This is a genomic window from Elioraea thermophila (ex Habib et al. 2022) (assembly GCF_003336755.1).
Taxonomy (GTDB): domain Bacteria; phylum Pseudomonadota; class Alphaproteobacteria; order Acetobacterales; family Acetobacteraceae; genus Elioraea; species Elioraea thermophila.
In genome coordinates this window covers 95,333-110,264 of the sequence record NZ_QMDI01000002.1, presented here as the reverse complement: position 1 = coordinate 110,264, position 14,932 = coordinate 95,333, and the positions used below count along the sequence as shown (strand labels likewise).

Annotated in this window: 13 protein-coding genes; 9 read left to right on the top strand and 4 right to left on the bottom strand. The window is 72.2% G+C overall.

The features are described from left to right. Positions 1–54: 54 nt before the first annotated feature. Genes paaK through DWB05_RS02320 form a run of 3 tightly spaced genes read right to left on the bottom strand, consistent with a single transcriptional unit; the run spans position 55 to position 2,620 of the window. On the bottom strand, positions 55–1,377 hold the full coding sequence (gene paaK / locus DWB05_RS02330) for a phenylacetate--CoA ligase PaaK (RefSeq protein WP_114374659.1): 1,323 nt from the start codon (positions 1,375–1,377) through the stop codon (positions 55–57). After that, complete coding sequence (gene paaI, locus DWB05_RS02325; protein WP_198669031.1) at positions 1,374–1,826, bottom strand: hydroxyphenylacetyl-CoA thioesterase PaaI; 453 nt, start codon at positions 1,824–1,826, stop codon at positions 1,374–1,376. The genes paaK and paaI overlap by 4 nt, the downstream gene beginning before the upstream one ends. Beyond that, complete coding sequence (locus DWB05_RS02320; protein WP_114374657.1) at positions 1,823–2,620, bottom strand: enoyl-CoA hydratase-related protein; 798 nt, start codon at positions 2,618–2,620, stop codon at positions 1,823–1,825. The genes paaI and DWB05_RS02320 overlap by 4 nt, the downstream gene beginning before the upstream one ends. A gap of 185 nt (positions 2,621–2,805) precedes the next feature. Between DWB05_RS02320 and paaN the strand changes: the two genes are divergently transcribed. The 6 genes from paaN to DWB05_RS02290 all read left to right on the top strand — a co-directional run bounded on the left by paaN (position 2,806) and on the right by DWB05_RS02290 (position 9,032). Next, the gene (gene paaN / locus DWB05_RS02315) at positions 2,806–4,476 is read left to right on the top strand and encodes a phenylacetic acid degradation protein PaaN (protein WP_114374654.1); all 1,671 of its coding nucleotides are present in this window, start codon (positions 2,806–2,808) and stop codon (positions 4,474–4,476) included. A 30-nt stretch (positions 4,477–4,506) separates the two neighbouring features. Further along, entirely contained in the window at positions 4,507–5,658 is a 1,152-nt protein-coding gene (locus DWB05_RS02310) for an ABC transporter substrate-binding protein (RefSeq protein ID WP_114374651.1), read from the top strand. A gap of 80 nt (positions 5,659–5,738) precedes the next feature. Next, positions 5,739–6,611, top strand: a complete 873-nt coding sequence (locus DWB05_RS02305; RefSeq protein WP_114374649.1) for a branched-chain amino acid ABC transporter permease — start codon at positions 5,739–5,741, stop codon at positions 6,609–6,611. 3 nt (positions 6,612–6,614) lie between these two features. Beyond that, positions 6,615–7,556 (top strand): branched-chain amino acid ABC transporter permease, encoded by a 942-nt coding sequence (locus tag DWB05_RS02300; protein ID WP_114374647.1) that lies wholly within the window; start codon positions 6,615–6,617, stop codon positions 7,554–7,556. After that, on the top strand, positions 7,553–8,344 hold the full coding sequence (locus DWB05_RS02295; protein WP_114374645.1) for an ABC transporter ATP-binding protein: 792 nt from the start codon (positions 7,553–7,555) through the stop codon (positions 8,342–8,344). The genes DWB05_RS02300 and DWB05_RS02295 overlap by 4 nt, the downstream gene beginning before the upstream one ends. Continuing rightward, on the top strand, positions 8,331–9,032 hold the full coding sequence (locus DWB05_RS02290; protein WP_114374643.1) for an ABC transporter ATP-binding protein: 702 nt from the start codon (positions 8,331–8,333) through the stop codon (positions 9,030–9,032). Before DWB05_RS02295 ends, DWB05_RS02290 begins: the two co-directional genes overlap by 14 nt. Before the next feature lie 48 nt (positions 9,033–9,080). Here DWB05_RS02290 and DWB05_RS02285 read toward each other — a convergent pair whose 3' ends face one another. Continuing rightward, on the bottom strand, positions 9,081–9,326 hold the full coding sequence (locus tag DWB05_RS02285; RefSeq protein WP_332871698.1) for a YgaP family membrane protein: 246 nt from the start codon (positions 9,324–9,326) through the stop codon (positions 9,081–9,083). A 120-nt stretch (positions 9,327–9,446) separates the two neighbouring features. Here DWB05_RS02285 and DWB05_RS02280 point away from each other — a divergent pair, with 120 nt between their 5' ends. The 3 genes from DWB05_RS02280 to DWB05_RS02270 are packed head-to-tail and all read left to right on the top strand — an operon-like array spanning position 9,447 to position 14,931. Continuing rightward, a complete protein-coding gene (locus tag DWB05_RS02280) occupies positions 9,447–10,145 on the top strand; it encodes an ImuA family protein (protein WP_114374641.1) in 699 nt (232 codons plus the stop codon). Then, the gene (locus DWB05_RS02275) at positions 10,138–11,634 is read left to right on the top strand and encodes a Y-family DNA polymerase (protein ID WP_114374639.1); all 1,497 of its coding nucleotides are present in this window, start codon (positions 10,138–10,140) and stop codon (positions 11,632–11,634) included. The genes DWB05_RS02280 and DWB05_RS02275 overlap by 8 nt, the downstream gene beginning before the upstream one ends. Positions 11,635–11,655: 21 nt before the next feature. Beyond that, on the top strand, positions 11,656–14,931 hold the full coding sequence (locus DWB05_RS02270; protein ID WP_114374637.1) for an error-prone DNA polymerase: 3,276 nt from the start codon (positions 11,656–11,658) through the stop codon (positions 14,929–14,931). Position 14,932 lies beyond the last annotated feature (1 nt).

The following is a 14,932-nucleotide window of genomic DNA, read 5'->3' as shown; positions in this document are numbered from 1 at the left end:
CTCGTCTCGTCCGTTCCGTGATCAGGCCGTTCCGTACCCGGTTCGGCCCCCCGATCACTCCTTCGGGCGGCGGTCGATCACCCGCTTCGCCTTGCCGGTCGAGCGTTCGATCGCACCGGGGTCGAGCACGGCGACCGAGGCCGAAACCCCAATCACGCTCTTGATGTGGTGCGCAAGTTCCGCCGCCATCGCGGCGCGCTCCCCAGTCCCCGGCAGGGCCTCGACCTCCACGGTCATCGAATCGAGCCTGCCCTCGCGGGTGAGCACGATGCGGTAATGGGGGGAAAGTCCGTCCACGCGCAGGATCTGCTCCTCGACCTGCGAGGGGAAGACGTTGACGCCGCGCAGGATGATCATGTCGTCGGACCGGCCGGTGATCTTCTCCATCCGCCGCATCGACCGCGCGGTACCGGGCAGGAGCCGGGTGAGGTCGCGCGTGCGGTAGCGGATCACGGGCATCGCCTCCTTGGTCAGCGATGTGAAGACGAGCTCGCCCTTCTCGCCGTCGGGCAGGACTTTGCCGGTCGCGGGATCGATGATCTCGGGGTAGAAATGGTCCTCCCAGATGTGCAGCCCGTCCTTCGTCTCCACGCACTCGTTGGCGACACCCGGCCCGATCACCTCGGAGAGCCCGTAGATGTCGACCGCGTGCATGTCGAAGGCCTCCTCGATCTCGGCCCGCATGGCGTTGGTCCAGGGCTCGGCACCGAAGATGCCCACACGCAACGAACACGCGCGCGGGTCCTTTCCCTGGCGGCGGAACTCGTCGAGGATCGCGAGCATGTAGGAGGGGGTGACCATGATGATGTCTGGGCGGAAGTCCTCGATCAGCGTCACCTGGCGTTCCGTCATCCCGCCCGACACCGGCACCACGGTACAGCCCAGGCGTTCCGCGCCGTAATGCGCGCCCAGGCCCCCCGTGAACAGGCCGTAGCCGTAGGCGACGTGCACCATCATCCCCGGCCGGCCTCCCGCCGCACGGATCGAGCGGGCGACCACCTCCGCCCAGGTTTCGATGTCGCGCCGCGTGTAGCCGACCACGGTGGGCTTGCCCGTGGTGCCCGAGGAGGCGTGGATGCGGATCACCTTCTCGCGCGGCACGGCGAACATGCCGAAGGGATAGGTGGCGCGGAGATCCTCCTTGGTGGTGAAGGGGAACTTGGCGAGGTCCTCGAGCGTGCGGAGATCATCCGGATGCACGCCGGCAGCCTCGCACTTCGCGCGCCAGTGCGGCACGTTGTCGTAGGCGTGGCGCACCGACCACTTCAGGCGGGAGAGCTGCAGCGCCGCGATTTCGTCGCGGCTCGCGATCTCGATCGGGTCGAGCTCCTCGCGGCGCGGAGCGAGGCCCGCGCGCTTCGCGCTCAGCGTGCTCATGACGTTTCCCCTTCTTCCTTGGTGATCCTGCCGCCGATGGTGCGTGAGTGGCCGCGGAACAGCGCGATCACCGCCCCGGTCTCGTCGCGCACCGTCACGTCCGTCACGCCCGACCGTCCCTGCCGCAGCACCTCCACCGCTTCGGCGGTCAGCCGCATGCCGAGGCGGGCCGGGCGGACATAGGTGATGGCGCAGTGCGCGGCCACCGTGCGCTCGTCCGTCCAGTTGCAGGCGAAGGCGAAGGCGCTGTCGGCGAGGGTGAAGATGAAGCCGCCGTGGCAGATGCCGTGCCCGTTCACCATCGCCTCCGTCACCGGCATCGACAGCACGGCGCGCCCTTCGCCGGCTTCCTCAAGCCGCATGCCCAAGCCCCGCGAGGCGTTGTCTTCCGCCCACATGGCGGCGGCGACGTCGGCCGGGTGGGCACGGGTGGCGGTGTCGCTGCTCATGCCGGGGTTCCTTCGTGTCGAGAGAGATTTGCGAAGTTCGGCGTGCGCTTGGCGAGGAAGGCTGCGAGGCCCTCGGCATACTCCGCCCCCTGCCCGGCGGCGCGCTGCGCCTCCGTTTCGCGAGCGAGCGCCTCGATCAGCGTCCCGGTCGCGGCCTCGTCGATCAGCCGGCGGGTGGCGACGAGGGCCGCGATCGGCCCTTCAGCGAAACGGTTCGCCACCGCAAGCGCCTGGTCGGAGAGCGCCGCATCCTCCACCGCCTGCCAGACCAGCCCCCAGGAAGCGGCCTGCTCGCCGCTCAGCGTCTCGCCCAGCATGGCGAGGCCGCGCGCCCGCGCGGGCCCAACGAGGCGCGCGAGCTGCCACGACGCCCCGCTGTCCGGCACGAGGCCGATGCGCGCGAAGGCGAGCAGCAGTTTCGCCGACCGCGCGGCGAGCACGAGGTCGCAGGCGAGCGCCACCGCAAGCCCCGCCCCGGCGGCGACGCCATGCACCGCGGCGACGCTTGGCAGCGGGAACGAGGCGAGGCGCCGGACGAGCGGGTTCCAGTGCCGCTCCAGCACCGCGCCGAGATCGCGCTCGTCCTGCACCGCCTCGAGGTCCTGCCCGGCCGAGAAGGCGCGGCCCGCACCGACGACCAGCAGGGCGCGCGCCGAAGGATCCGCCGCCACCTCGTCCAGCGCCGCGGCGAGGCGCGCGTGCATCGCCTGATCGAAGGCGTTCAGGCGATCGGGCCGGTTCAGCGTGATCCGGCGTACCGCGCCGAGCCGTTCCAGCACCACCGGCTCGTTCATTCCGTTCCCTCCCGCCGATCCGCGCGGCCCTTCGGCGCACGCGACATCGGACTCATCTTCATCGGCCCCACCCGCGCTGCCTGCCGGCGCGCGCAAAATCAGGCTTGCATTCATCGACCGGCCGGTCAATCATTGCGCACCACAACGCCGGGCGTCAACCGCCGGCGGGGGAGGAAACCGGAACCATGCTGCAGCCGACGACGGCAGAGGCGCTGTTCGAACGCCACCGCGCCACGCTGGAGCGGGCGCTCGACGCCATCCGCACCCGCACCTACTGGTCGGCCTATCCGGAAGTCCCCTCCGGCAAGATCTACGGCGAGACGGCGAAGGGCGACGGCGAGGCTGCCTTCCGCGCCCTGCTCGGCACCCCCTTCCCGCTCGATCAGGCGAGCCACGGTGCGCCGATCGGGGCGGAGGTCTCGCCCTGGGGGCTCGAACTCGGCATCACCTATCCGCGCCCCGACCCCGAGGCGCTGATCGCCGCCGCCCGCCGCGCCGCCGACGCCTGGGCGGACGCAAGCGGGGAGGCCCGGGTCGGCGTCGCCCTCGAGATCCTTGCCCGGCTCAATCGCGACTCCTTCCTCCTCGCCAACGCGGTGATGCACACCACCGGCCAGGCCTTCGTGATGGCCTTCCAGGCCGGCGGCCCGCATGCACAGGACCGCGGCCTGGAGGCGGTGGCCACGGCTTGGGCCGAGCTCACCCGCTTGCCCCCCGCGGCGCGCTGGGAGAAGCCCGCCGGCAGGACCACGCTCGTCCTGGAGAAGGAATGGCTCGCCGTGCCGCGCGGTGTGGCGCTCATCATCGGCTGCGGCACCTTCCCGACCTGGAACGCCTACCCGGCTCTCTTCGCCTCGCTCGCCGTCGGCAACGCGGTGATCGTCAAGCCGCACCCGAACGCGATCCTGCCGCTCGCGCTCACCGTGCGCACCGCGCGCGCCGTGCTGCGCGAAGCGGGCTTCGACCCCGACATCGTGCAGCTCGCCCCCGACACGCCGGAGGCGCCGATCGCCCAGCGTCTCGCGCTCGATCCCGCCATCGCCACGGTGGATTTCACCGGCTCGCCCGGCTTCGCGCGCTGGCTCGAGCAGAACGTGCGCCACGCCCGGCTGTTCACCGAAGCCGCGGGCGTGAACCCGGTGGTGATCGCCGGTGCGCAGGATTTCCGCGCCATGTGCACCAACCTCGCCTTCTCGCTCTCCCTCTATTCGGGGCAGATGTGCACCGCGCCGCAGAACCTGTTCATCCCGGCCGACGGCATCGCGACCGACGAGGGCCACAAGACGTTCGACGCGGTCGCGCACGGCATCGCCGCCGCGATCGATGCGCTGCTCGCCGAACCGGCGCGCGCCCAGGCCGTGTGCGGCGCCATCGCCTCGCCCGCCACGCTCGAGCGAATCGCCGATTGCCGACGCCTCGGCACCATCGTCCGCGACTCCGCCCCGCTGGCGGAGGCCGGCAACGCCCGCACCGCCTCCCCGCTCCTCGTCGCGGTCGAGGCGGAGAACGAGGCGGCCTACGGCGAGGAACGCTTCGGCCCGATCGCCTTCCTCGTCCGCTGCCGCAACACCGAGGAGGCGCTCGCCCGCGCCGCCCGCATGGCGGCCGAGAAGGGCGCGATCACCGCTTCGCTCTACGCCACCGAGGAGGGCTTCATCGCGCGCGCGAAACGGGCCTTCGCCCGCGCCGGCGCGCCGCTTGCCATCAACCTGACGGGAGATGTGTTCGTCAACCAGTCCGCGGCCTTCAGCGACCTGCACGTCTCGGGTCTCAACCCCGCCGGCAACGCCACGCTGACGGACGCGGCCTTCGTCGCCGACCGTTTCCGCTTCGTCACCATCAAGCGGGCGGCCTGAACCACCAACCACCAATACGGGAGAACGACCATGCAGAGGAGACAGTTCTTCGCCGGAATGGCCGCAGCGGCCATGCTCGCCTTCGCCGCCCCGGGCCACGCCCAGGCGCCGATCCGCATCGGCTCGGTGCTCTCCGTCACCGGCCCGGCTTCCTTCCTCGGCGACCCCGAGGCGCGCACGCTCCGGCTCTACATCGACCGCATCAACCAGGCGGGCGGCGTGCTGGGGCGGCGGCTCGAGCTCGTCCTCTACGATGACGGCGGCGACGCCAACCGCGCCCGCACCTTCGCCACCCGCCTGGTCGAGGACGATCGCGTCATCGCCGTCGTCGGCGGCACCACCACCGGCACCTCGATGGCGATGATCCCGGTGTTCGAGGAGGCGAAGATCCCCTTCATCAGCCTCGCGGGCGGCATCGAGATCATCGAGCCCGTCAAGCCCTTCACCTTCAAGACGCCGCACACCGACAAGATGGCGTGCGAGAAGATCTTCGACGACCTGCGCAAGCGCGGGCTGACGCGCGTGGGGCTGATCAGCGGCACGGGCGGCTTCGGCGCCTCGATGCGCAACCAGTGCCTGCGCGTCGCCGGCGAGTTCGGCATTCAGATCGTCGCCGACGAACGTTACGGGCCGGGCGATACCGACATGACGCCGCAACTGACGCGCATGCGCAACGTGCCGGGCGGCGTGCAGGCGGTGATCAACGCCGATTTCGGCCAGGGCCCCGCCATCGTCACCCGCAACTTCGCCCAGCTCAACATGGGCGTGCCTCTGTATCAGAGCCACGGGGTCGCATCCCGCAGCTTCATCGAGCTCGCCGGTGCTGCGGCGGAGGGCGTGCGCCTGCCTGCCGCCGCGCTCCTCGTCGCCGAACAGCTGCCCGACAACGACCCCCAGAAGCGCGTGGTGATGGCGTACAAGCAGCTCTACGAGAGCACGCAGAACCAGCCGGTCTCCACCTTCGGCGGCCACGCCTATGACGGGCTGATGATCCTGGTCGAGGCGATCAAGCGCGCGAATTCGACCGACGGCACGCGCATCCGCGACGCGATCCGCGCCACCAGGGGCTTCGTCGGCACGGGCGGTGTCGTGAACATGAGTGCGACCGACCACATGGGCCTCGATCTCTCGGCCTTCCGCATGATCGAGATCCGGAACGGCACCTGGAAGCTGATCGACTGACCTGACGTCCGCGCGGGGGCCGGCCGGGCAGACCGGCCGCCCCCGCGGCTGCCGACACCGCACCCGCGCGAGCCCCGCCGATGGACCAGCTCCTGCAGTTCGTCTTCTCCGGCCTCACCGTCGGCGCGGTCTACGCCCTCGTCGCGCTGGGGTTCACCCTGATCTACAACGCCTCCGACGTGATCAACTTCGCCCAGGGCGAGTTCGTCATGCTGGGCGGGATGGTCACCGTGTTCGCCTATGCCGCCGGCGTGCCGCTGCCGCTCGCCGCCCTGCTCGCGGTCGCGGTCGCGGTGGCGACCGGGCTCGCGCTCCATCGCTTCGCCATCGAGCCCGCGCGCGGCGCCAACGCCGTCACCCTCATCATCATCACCATCGGCGCTTCGATCCTGATCCGCGGCATCGCGCAGATCGTGTTCGACAAGCAGTTCCACCGCTTCCCGTCCTTCTCCGGCGAGGACCCGATCGCGGTGCTGGGCGCGAGCATCCTGCCGCAGAGCCTGTGGGTGCTGGGCGGGGCGGCGATCATCGTCGCCCTGCTGTGGCTGTTCATGGAGAAGACGCTGCTCGGCAAGGCGGTGCGGGCCACCGCGGCGAACCGGCTTGCGGCGCGCCTGGTGGGGATCGACACCGCCCTCGTGCTGGCGCTCGCCTTCGGCGTGTCGGGGGCGATCGGCGCGCTCGCCGGCATCCTGGTCACGCCGATCACCCTGACCTCCGTCACCGTCGGCACGCTGCTCGCGCTGAAGGGCTTCGCGGCGGCGATGCTGGGCGGCATCGGCAACCCGGTGGGGGCGGTGGCGGGCGGGCTCGCCTTGGGCCTGCTCGAGGCGCTCGCCGCCGGCTTCATCTCCTCCACCTACAAGGACGCGGTCGCCTTCGTCGTCATCATCGCCGTGCTGTTCGTCCTGCCGCAGGGCCTGTTCGGCAAGCGGGCGGTGGAGCGCGTCTGAGCCATGCGTCTTGCTCCCCGCCACGCCACGCTTCTCCTCGTCCTCGCGGTCTTCGCCGCGCTGCCCTTCCTGCTGCCCTCCTCGTTCCACCTCCGTGTCGCAACGCTGGTGTGGGTCCAGGCGCTCGCCGCGGTGGGGCTCAACCTGCTGATGGGGCTTGCGGGCCAAGTGAGCCTCGGGCACGCGGGGTTCTTCGGCATCGGCGCCTATGCGGTGGCGCTCGGGCCCCGCCACCTCGGGCTCGACCCACTGCTCTCGGCGCTTGCCGGCCTCGTCCTCTCGGGCTTGCTCGCGCTCGTCGTCGGCCGCCCCATCCTGCGGCTGCGCGGGCACTATCTCGCGGTCGCCACCCTTGGGCTCGGCATCCTCGTCTGGCTCGTGCTGAACAGCGAGGTCGGGCTGACGGGGGGCCCGGACGGGATCCAGGTGCCGCGGCTCGTGCTGTTCGGCTGGCGCGTGGCGGGTGCGGAGACCTGGTACTGGATCACCGGCCTTGCCTTGCTGCTCGGCGTGTGGCTCGCGCTGAACCTGGAGGACAGCCCCCTGGGGCGGGCGCTGCGGGCGTTGCACGACAGCGAGGTGGCCGCACGCGTCGCCGGGATCGACGTCGCGCGTGCCAAGCTCGTCGTCTTCGTCATCGCCGCGATCTACGCCGCACTCGCGGGTTCCCTGCTCGCTCTCTTCAACCGCTTCGTCACCCCGCAGGTGGCGGATTTCCTGCACTCCATCGAGCTCGTCACCATGGTGGTGATCGGCGGCATGGGCTCCACCTTGGGTGCGATCGTGGGGGCCGCCATCCTCACCGTGCTGCCGCAGGCGCTCACCGTGTTCCACGACTACGAGCACGCGGTGCTGGGCCTGATGATCATCCTGTTCATGATCTTCCTCCGCCAGGGCATCGTGCCGGGGCTTGTCGCGCTCCTGCCGCGGAGGGCGGTGGCATGAGCCCGCCCGTCATCGAGGCCCGCGGGGTCGGCATCTCCTTCGGCGGCGTACGCGCCCTCGATGACGTATCGTTCGCCGCCCGCGCCGGCGAGGTGTTCTCCATCATCGGTCCCAACGGGGCGGGCAAGACCACGCTGTTCAACATCGTCTCGGGCCTGTATCGGCCCGATGCCGGAAAGGTTTTGCTCGCGGGCGAGGACGTCACTGCCTTGCCCCCCCATCTCCTGGCCGCGCGCGGGCTTTGCCGCACCTTCCAGAACCTGCAGATCTTCTTCCGCATGACCGCGCTCGAGAACGTCATGGTCGGGCGGCACCTGCACGAGGAGCGGGGCTTGCTTCCCGCCCTGTTCCGCCTGCCCTCGGTGTTGCGGCAGAACCGCGCCACACGGGAACGGGCGCGCGACCTCCTCGCCTTCGTGGGTCTCGAGAAGCGGGCCGATGACCCTGCCGGTGCGCTGCCCTACGGCGCGCTCAAGCGTCTCGAGATCGCGCGCGCGCTGGCCGCCGAACCGCGCGTCTTGCTGCTCGACGAACCAGCCGCCGGCTGCAACGCGGTGGAGACGGAGGAGATCGACCGCCTCATCGTCACCATCGCCGAGCGTGGCGCGGCGGTGGTGCTGGTCGAGCACGACATGAAGCTCGTCATGCGCATCTCCACCCGGATCCTGGTGTTGAACCACGGGCGGATGCTGGCGGAAGGCACGCCGGCCGAGGTGCGCGCGAACCCGGAGGTGGTGGCGGCCTACTTGGGGCGGCACGCGGCGGAGGCGGCGCATGCTGCGGGTTGAGGGGCTCCGTTCCGCTTACGGGCGGATCGAGGCGATCAAGGGGGTCGACCTCGAAGTGCGGGCGGGCGAGATCGTCGCGCTCATCGGTGCCAACGGCGCGGGCAAGACGACGCTGTTGCGCGCGATCTCCGGCGTGCAGCCGATCACCGCCGGCACGATCCTGTTCGAGGGCGAGCGCATCGAGACGCTGCCCCCGCACGCGCGCGTCGCGCGCGGCATCGCCCAGGTGCCGGAGGGGCGGCAGGTGTTCGGCCCGCTGTCGGTGGAGGACAATCTCCGCCTCGGCGCCTTCCGGCGGGGGGGCGAGCATGCGGCCGAGGGCCTGGCCCAGGTCTATGCCCTGTTTCCGGTGCTGGCCGAGAAGCGCCGGCTGCCGGCGGCGGGGCTTTCGGGCGGGCAGCAGCAGATGCTCGCCATCGGCCGGGCGCTGATGAGCCGCCCGCGTCTTCTCTTGCTCGACGAGCCCTCGATGGGGCTTGCGCCCTTGCTGGTCGATCAGATCCTGGAGGCGGTGGCGGCGTTGCGGGCGCGCGGCCTCACTGTGCTCCTGGTCGAGCAGAACGCCGCCGCCGCGCTCGCCATCGCCGATCGCGGCTACGTGCTGGAAACGGGCCGCGTCACCCACGAGGGCGAAGCGCGCGCGCTCCTGCGCGACCCCAGGCTGCGCGAGGCCTATCTCGGCGTCTGACCGGCCGCGAAGGACCGAGGGGCGGCGCGACGACCGCCCCCGCCTGCGTCAGGCCTTCGAGGTGCCGCAGGTGTTCATGCCCAGAAGTGTGTAGGCCGGGCAGTAGCCGAGGATGGAGGTGACGAGCGGCACCACCCCGATGTAGCCCCAAAGCCCGATCTGGCCGAACAGCGCGAGCGCGATCAGCAGCACGCCCACCGCAGCACGGATCGCACGGTCGGCCGTGCCCATGTTCAGTTCCATCTTCATGGCGAAACCCCTTTCCTTCGGTTCGGCGAAGATACCATAGAGCACGGGTGCGTGCCGTGCGACCTTGATGTGGGTCAGCCTCCGTCCAGCGCGAACCCCCACCCCGCGCGCGGTTGACTTGCGCCCTCGCGACCAGAACAAATCAAGAACACACGCGAGGACCCCATGCCGGCCACCCCCCACGCGACGGATGATCGCCGCACCGTGCTCGACCGCCTGCGAGCCCGCCTCGCCCGGCTGGAGACACCGCCCGCGCGCCCGGCCCTCTCGCCGCTGCCGCTCGCCCCGGCGATCGACCGCGCCCTGCCCTGGCGCGGGCTCTGCCGCGGCGCGCTGCACGAGATCGTGGCCGCCGACGAGGGCGCGGGGGTGGCCTTCGCCTGCCTGATCGCCGCCCGGGCGGGGCCCGCCGTCGCCTGGATCGCCACCCGGCCCGACCCCTGCCCGGCCGGGCTGCGGGCTTGGGGGATCGATCCCGCCGGCCTGCTGGTGGTGCGTGCACGCCCCGAGGATCTGCTTTGGGCGGCGGAGGAATGTTTCAGGAACAAGGCATTGGATGCCGTTCTCCTGTTCGCGCCGGCACTTTCCCTCACCACCTCGCGCCGCCTTCACCTTGCGGCCGAGGAGAGCGGCTGCACAGGGCTGATCCTGCAACAGGACATCGAGGGGCGCGCCCCCTCCGCCGCGCGCAGCCGCTGGCGCGTCTCGCCCCTGCCCGGTGCTGCCGGCCCCGCCCACCTGATGCCCGCCCCCCGCTGGCGGCTCGAACTCCTGCGCGCCCGTGGCGGCGACCCCGCCGCCTGGACCGTGCAGTGGGACGAGGCCCGCCGCGCCTTGCTCGTCGAAGGCCGGGCCGATGGCTGAGCCGCGGCGTTTCCTCGCCCTCGTCCTGCCCCGCCTCGCCACCGACCGGCTGGCGCGCCGCGACCCCGCCCTGTCCCGTCGCCCCTGCGCGACCTGGCAGGCCGTCGGGTCGGCGCGGCGGCTGGCGGCAGTGAACGCGGTCGCCGAACGCGCGGGCCTCTCCCCCGGCCTGCCGCTCGCCGATGCGCTGGCCGCCCTGCCCGCCCTCGTCGCCCTGCCCGCCGATCGGGGAGCCGATGCCGCCGCCCTGCGCGCGCTCGCCGCCTGGGCGAGCGGCTTCACCCCCCTCGCCGCCCCCGCCCCGCCCGACGGCGTGATCCTCGACATCACCGGCTGCGCCCACCTCTTCGGCGGCGAGCCGGGCTTGCTCGCGGCTGCCGCCGGCCGGCTCCGCCGCGCGGGCTTCACCGTGCGTGCGGCGCTGGCCGACACCGCCGCCGGCGCGCTTGCGCTGGCCCGCGGTTCGGCCGAAGACCGGATCGTTCCCCCTGGGCAGCAGGCCGAGGCCGTCTCCCGCCTTCCCCTCACCACCCTGCGCCTTCCCCCCGAGGCCGCCGAACTCTGCGCCCGGCTCGGCCTCGACACGGTGGGCGCGCTCGACTCCCTCGCCCGCGGCCCGGCGGCCCGGCGCCTCGGCCCCGCCACCCTCGCCCTGCTCGACGAGGCGATGGGGCGAAGCACCCGCCCGATCAGCCCCCTTCGCCCCGCCCCTCCCCTCCGCGCGGTGCTCGACTGCCCCGAACCCTTGCTGACGGCGGAGGCGATCGCCACCGCGCTTTCGCGCCTCCTCGCCTCCCTCTGCCGGGATCTCGCCGAGCGGGACCTCGGCGCGCGTCGCCTCGGCCTCGCCTGCCACCGCACGGATGCCACTCTCCAGCGCCTCGGCATCGGCACGGCGGAAGCAAGCCGCGACCCCGATCACCTCGCGCGGCTTCTTGTGCCGAAGATCGCGCGCATCGACCCCGGTTTCGGCATCGAGCGGCTGGTGCTGGCGGCGGAGTCGGTGGAACCGCTCGCGGCCCGCCAGCGCGGCCTGCCGGCGACGGGCGGCGAGGCGGCGGCCCGGCGCGAAGCACTTGCCCGGCTGATCGACCGGCTGCGCAACCGGCTCGGGCAGGGGGCCGTCTTCCGCCTCGACCCGTTCCCCGCGCACTGGCCCGAGGCGTCGCTGCGCTCGGCCGACCCCGCCTCGCCCCCGCGCCGCGGCCCCTGGCCGGAGCGGCCGCGGCCCCTCCGCCTCCTCCCCTGCCCCCGCCGCCTGCCCGCCCGCGCGCCCCTGCCCGACGGCCCGCCGGAGACGATCGGGCAGGAGCCCGTCACCCGCGCCGAGGGGCCGGAGCGGATCCTCCCCGCCTGGTGGCTCCCTCCCGCCGGCCAAGCCGCGCGCGACTACTGGCGGGTGGAGACCGCCTCCGGCCGCCGGCTCTGGGTGTTCGCGACCGGCGAGGGAGCCACCCGCGCTTGGTTCCTGCACGGCCGCTTCGGCTGAGGCCCCGCCTCCCCGCCCGCCATGACAGCCTACGCCGAACTGCAGGCCCTCTCCGCCTTCACCTTCCGCGAGGGCGCCTCGCACCCCGACGAACTGGTGCTGACCGCGCGCGCTTTGGGGCTCGCCGCGCTCGCCATCACCGATCGCAACACGGTGGCGGGGCTGGTGCGCGGCCACCTCGCCGCCAAGGCGCAAGGCCTGCGGTTCATCCCCGCCGCCCGGCTCGACCTCGCGGACGGCTCCTCCTTCCTCTGCTACCCCGCCGATCGCGCCGCCTGGGGCCGGCTCTGCCGCCTGCTTTCCACCGGAAAGCTGCGCGCGCCGAAGGGCGAGTGCCGGCTCGACCGCGCGGACCTCCTCGCGCATGCCGAGGGCCAGGTGCTGATCGCCCTCCCCCCGCCCGCGCCCGCCCTGCCCGATGCGGGCTTCGCCCGACGCCTTCGTTGCGATGCCGAGGCGTTGCGCGGCCGCACCGTGCTTCCCCTCCTGCTCGGCGCTTCGGTCGGCTTGCGCGGTGACGATCAGCGCCGCCTCGATGCCCTCGCCGCCCTCGCCGAGGACGCCGGTACCCCGCTCGTCGCCCTCGGCGACGTGCGCTACCACGCCCCGGAACGTCGCGCACTCGCCGACGTGCTCACCGCCATCCGGCTCGGCTGCACGGTGGAGGAGCTCGGCTTCGCGGCGGAGGCGAATGCCGAACGCCACCTCAAGTCGCCCGAGGAAATGGCGCGTCTCTTCGCCCGCCACCCCGAGGCGGTCGCGCGCACGCTCGAGGTGGTCGCCGCCACCCGCTTCTCGCTCGACGATCTCCGCTACGACTATCCCGACGAGATCGTCGAACCGGGCCGCACGGCGCAGGAAACCCTCGTCGCGCGCACCTGGGAGGGGGCGGCGGAGCGCTGGCCGGAGGGGGTGCCGGAACCGGTACGGGAGCGCATCGAGCACGAGCTCGCGCTGATCGCGCAGCTGAACTACGCGCCCTACTTCCTCACCGTGCACGAGATCGTCCGCTTCGCCCGTTCGCGCGGCATCCTCTGCCAGGGGCGGGGGTCGGCGGCGAACTCGGCCGTCTGCTACGCGCTCGGCATCACCGCCGTCGATCCCGCCAAGCACGACCTCCTGTTCGAACGCTTCGTCTCCGCCGCCCGGCGGGAACCGCCCGACATCGACGTCGATTTCGAGCACGAACGCCGCGAGGAGGTGATCCGGTGGATCTACGACCGTTACGGGCGCGACCGGGCGGGGCTCGCCGCCACGGTGATCCACTGGCGCACGCGGATGAGCGTGCGCGAGGTGGGCAAGGCCTTGGGGCTCTCCGAGGACGTGACGGGGCGCATCGCGGCGGCGACCTGGGGGCCTGGGCGGGAATCCTCCTTGCCGGAGATCGCGCGCGCGCAAGGCCTCGATGCCACCGAACCGCGCCTCGCCCTCGCCCTCTCGCTTGCCGAACAGCTCACCGGTTTCCCGCGCCACCTCTCGCAGCACGTGGGCGGCTTCGTCATCACGCGCGGGCCCTTGGTCGAGCTCTGCGCGGTGACGAACGCCGCCATGGCCGGCCGCACCACCATCGAGTGGGACAAGGACGATCTCGATCGTCTCGGCATCCTCAAGGTCGACGTGCTGGCGCTGGGGATGCTCACCTGCATCCGCAAGGCCTTCGACCTGATCGCCACCCATCACGGACGGCGCCTCACCCTCGCCACCGTGCCGGCCGAAGACCCCGCCGTCTACGCCATGCTCTCGCGCGCCGATTCCTTGGGCGTGTTCCAGGTCGAGAGCCGGGCGCAGATGGCGATGCTGCCGCGGCTGAAACCCGCGTGCTTCTACGATCTCGTCATCGAGGTGGCGATCGTTCGCCCAGGCCCCATCCAGGGCGACATGGTGCACCCCTACTTGCGGCGGCGGAACGGCGAGGAGCCGGTGTCCTTTCCCTCGCGCGAGCTCGAGGCGGTGTTGGGGCGCACGCTCGGCGTGCCGCTCTTTCAGGAACAGGCGATGAAGATCGCCATCGTCGCCGCGGGCTTCACGGCGGAGGAGGCGGATCGGCTGCGCCGGGCGATGGCGACCTTCCGCAAGGTCGGCATCATCCACGAGTTCCGCACCAAGCTCGTCGAGGGCATGGTGGCGCGCGGCTATGAGCGCGACTTTGCCGAACGCTGTTTCCGCCAGATCGAGGGTTTCGGCACCTACGGCTTCCCGGAAAGCCACGCCGCCTCCTTCGCGCTTCTGGTTTACGTCTCGGCCTGGCTCAAGTGCCACTACCCGGCCGCCTTCGCCTGCGCGCTGCTGAATGCACAGCCGATGGGGTTCTACGCCCCGGCGCAGATCGTGCGCGATGCGCGGGCGCATGGCGTGGTGGTGCGACCGCCGGACGTGAACGCCTCAGAGTGGGACAGCACGCTCGAATCGTGTGCGGAGAGTGCGGGCGGGGTCGCGCTGCGCCTGGGGCTGCGCGAGGTGAAGGGGCTGGCGGAGAGGGACGGGCGGGCGATCATCGCCGCCCGCGTGCGCGGCAACGGCAAGCCCTATGAGAGCCTGGAGGAGATCGCCCGCCGCGCCGGCGTGGGTCGGGCCGGGCTCGAACGCCTCGCCGAGGCCGATGCCTTCGCCTCCCTGGGCCTTCCCCGCCGGGCCGCGCTGTGGGCGGCGCGCGCGCTCGAAGCGCCACCCCCGCTCTTCGCCGCCGCGGAGGGCGATCTCTTCGCCGAAACCGCCCCCGCCCTGCCCGCCGCGCCCCTCGGCGAGGAAGTGGTGGCGGACTACGCCGCCCTCGCTCTCTCCCTGCGCGCCCACCCGCTCTCCTTGCTTCGCCCGACTTTGCTTCGTCTCGGCTGTCGCGACAGCAGCACCCTCTCTGCCGCGCGCGAAGCCTCCCGCGTGCGGCTCGCCGGGCTCGTTCTCGTTCGGCAACGGCCTGGCAGTGCCAAGGGTGTGGTGTTCGTCACGCTGGAGGACGAGTTCGGCCAGGCGAACGTCGTCATCCTGCCTCCCGTGCTCGCCCGTTTCCGCAGCGCGATCGTCACCGCCCGGCTGATGGTGGTGGACGGCGTGGTGGAGCGGCAGGACTACGGGGCGGCGCCCATCATCCACCTGGTGGCGAAGCGGGTGGTCGACCGCTCGGACCTGCTCGCCACCTTGCGCGCGCGGGAAGGCGACGCGGCGGCGTGGCAGAGGGCGATGGCGCGGGCGGATGAGGTGCGCCGCCCGAACGATCGCGACGCGCGCACCCGCCCACCGCGCCGGGTGTTGGGCGAGGACCCGGCCGCGTTCCTGCCCGATGCCCGCGATTTCCGCTGAT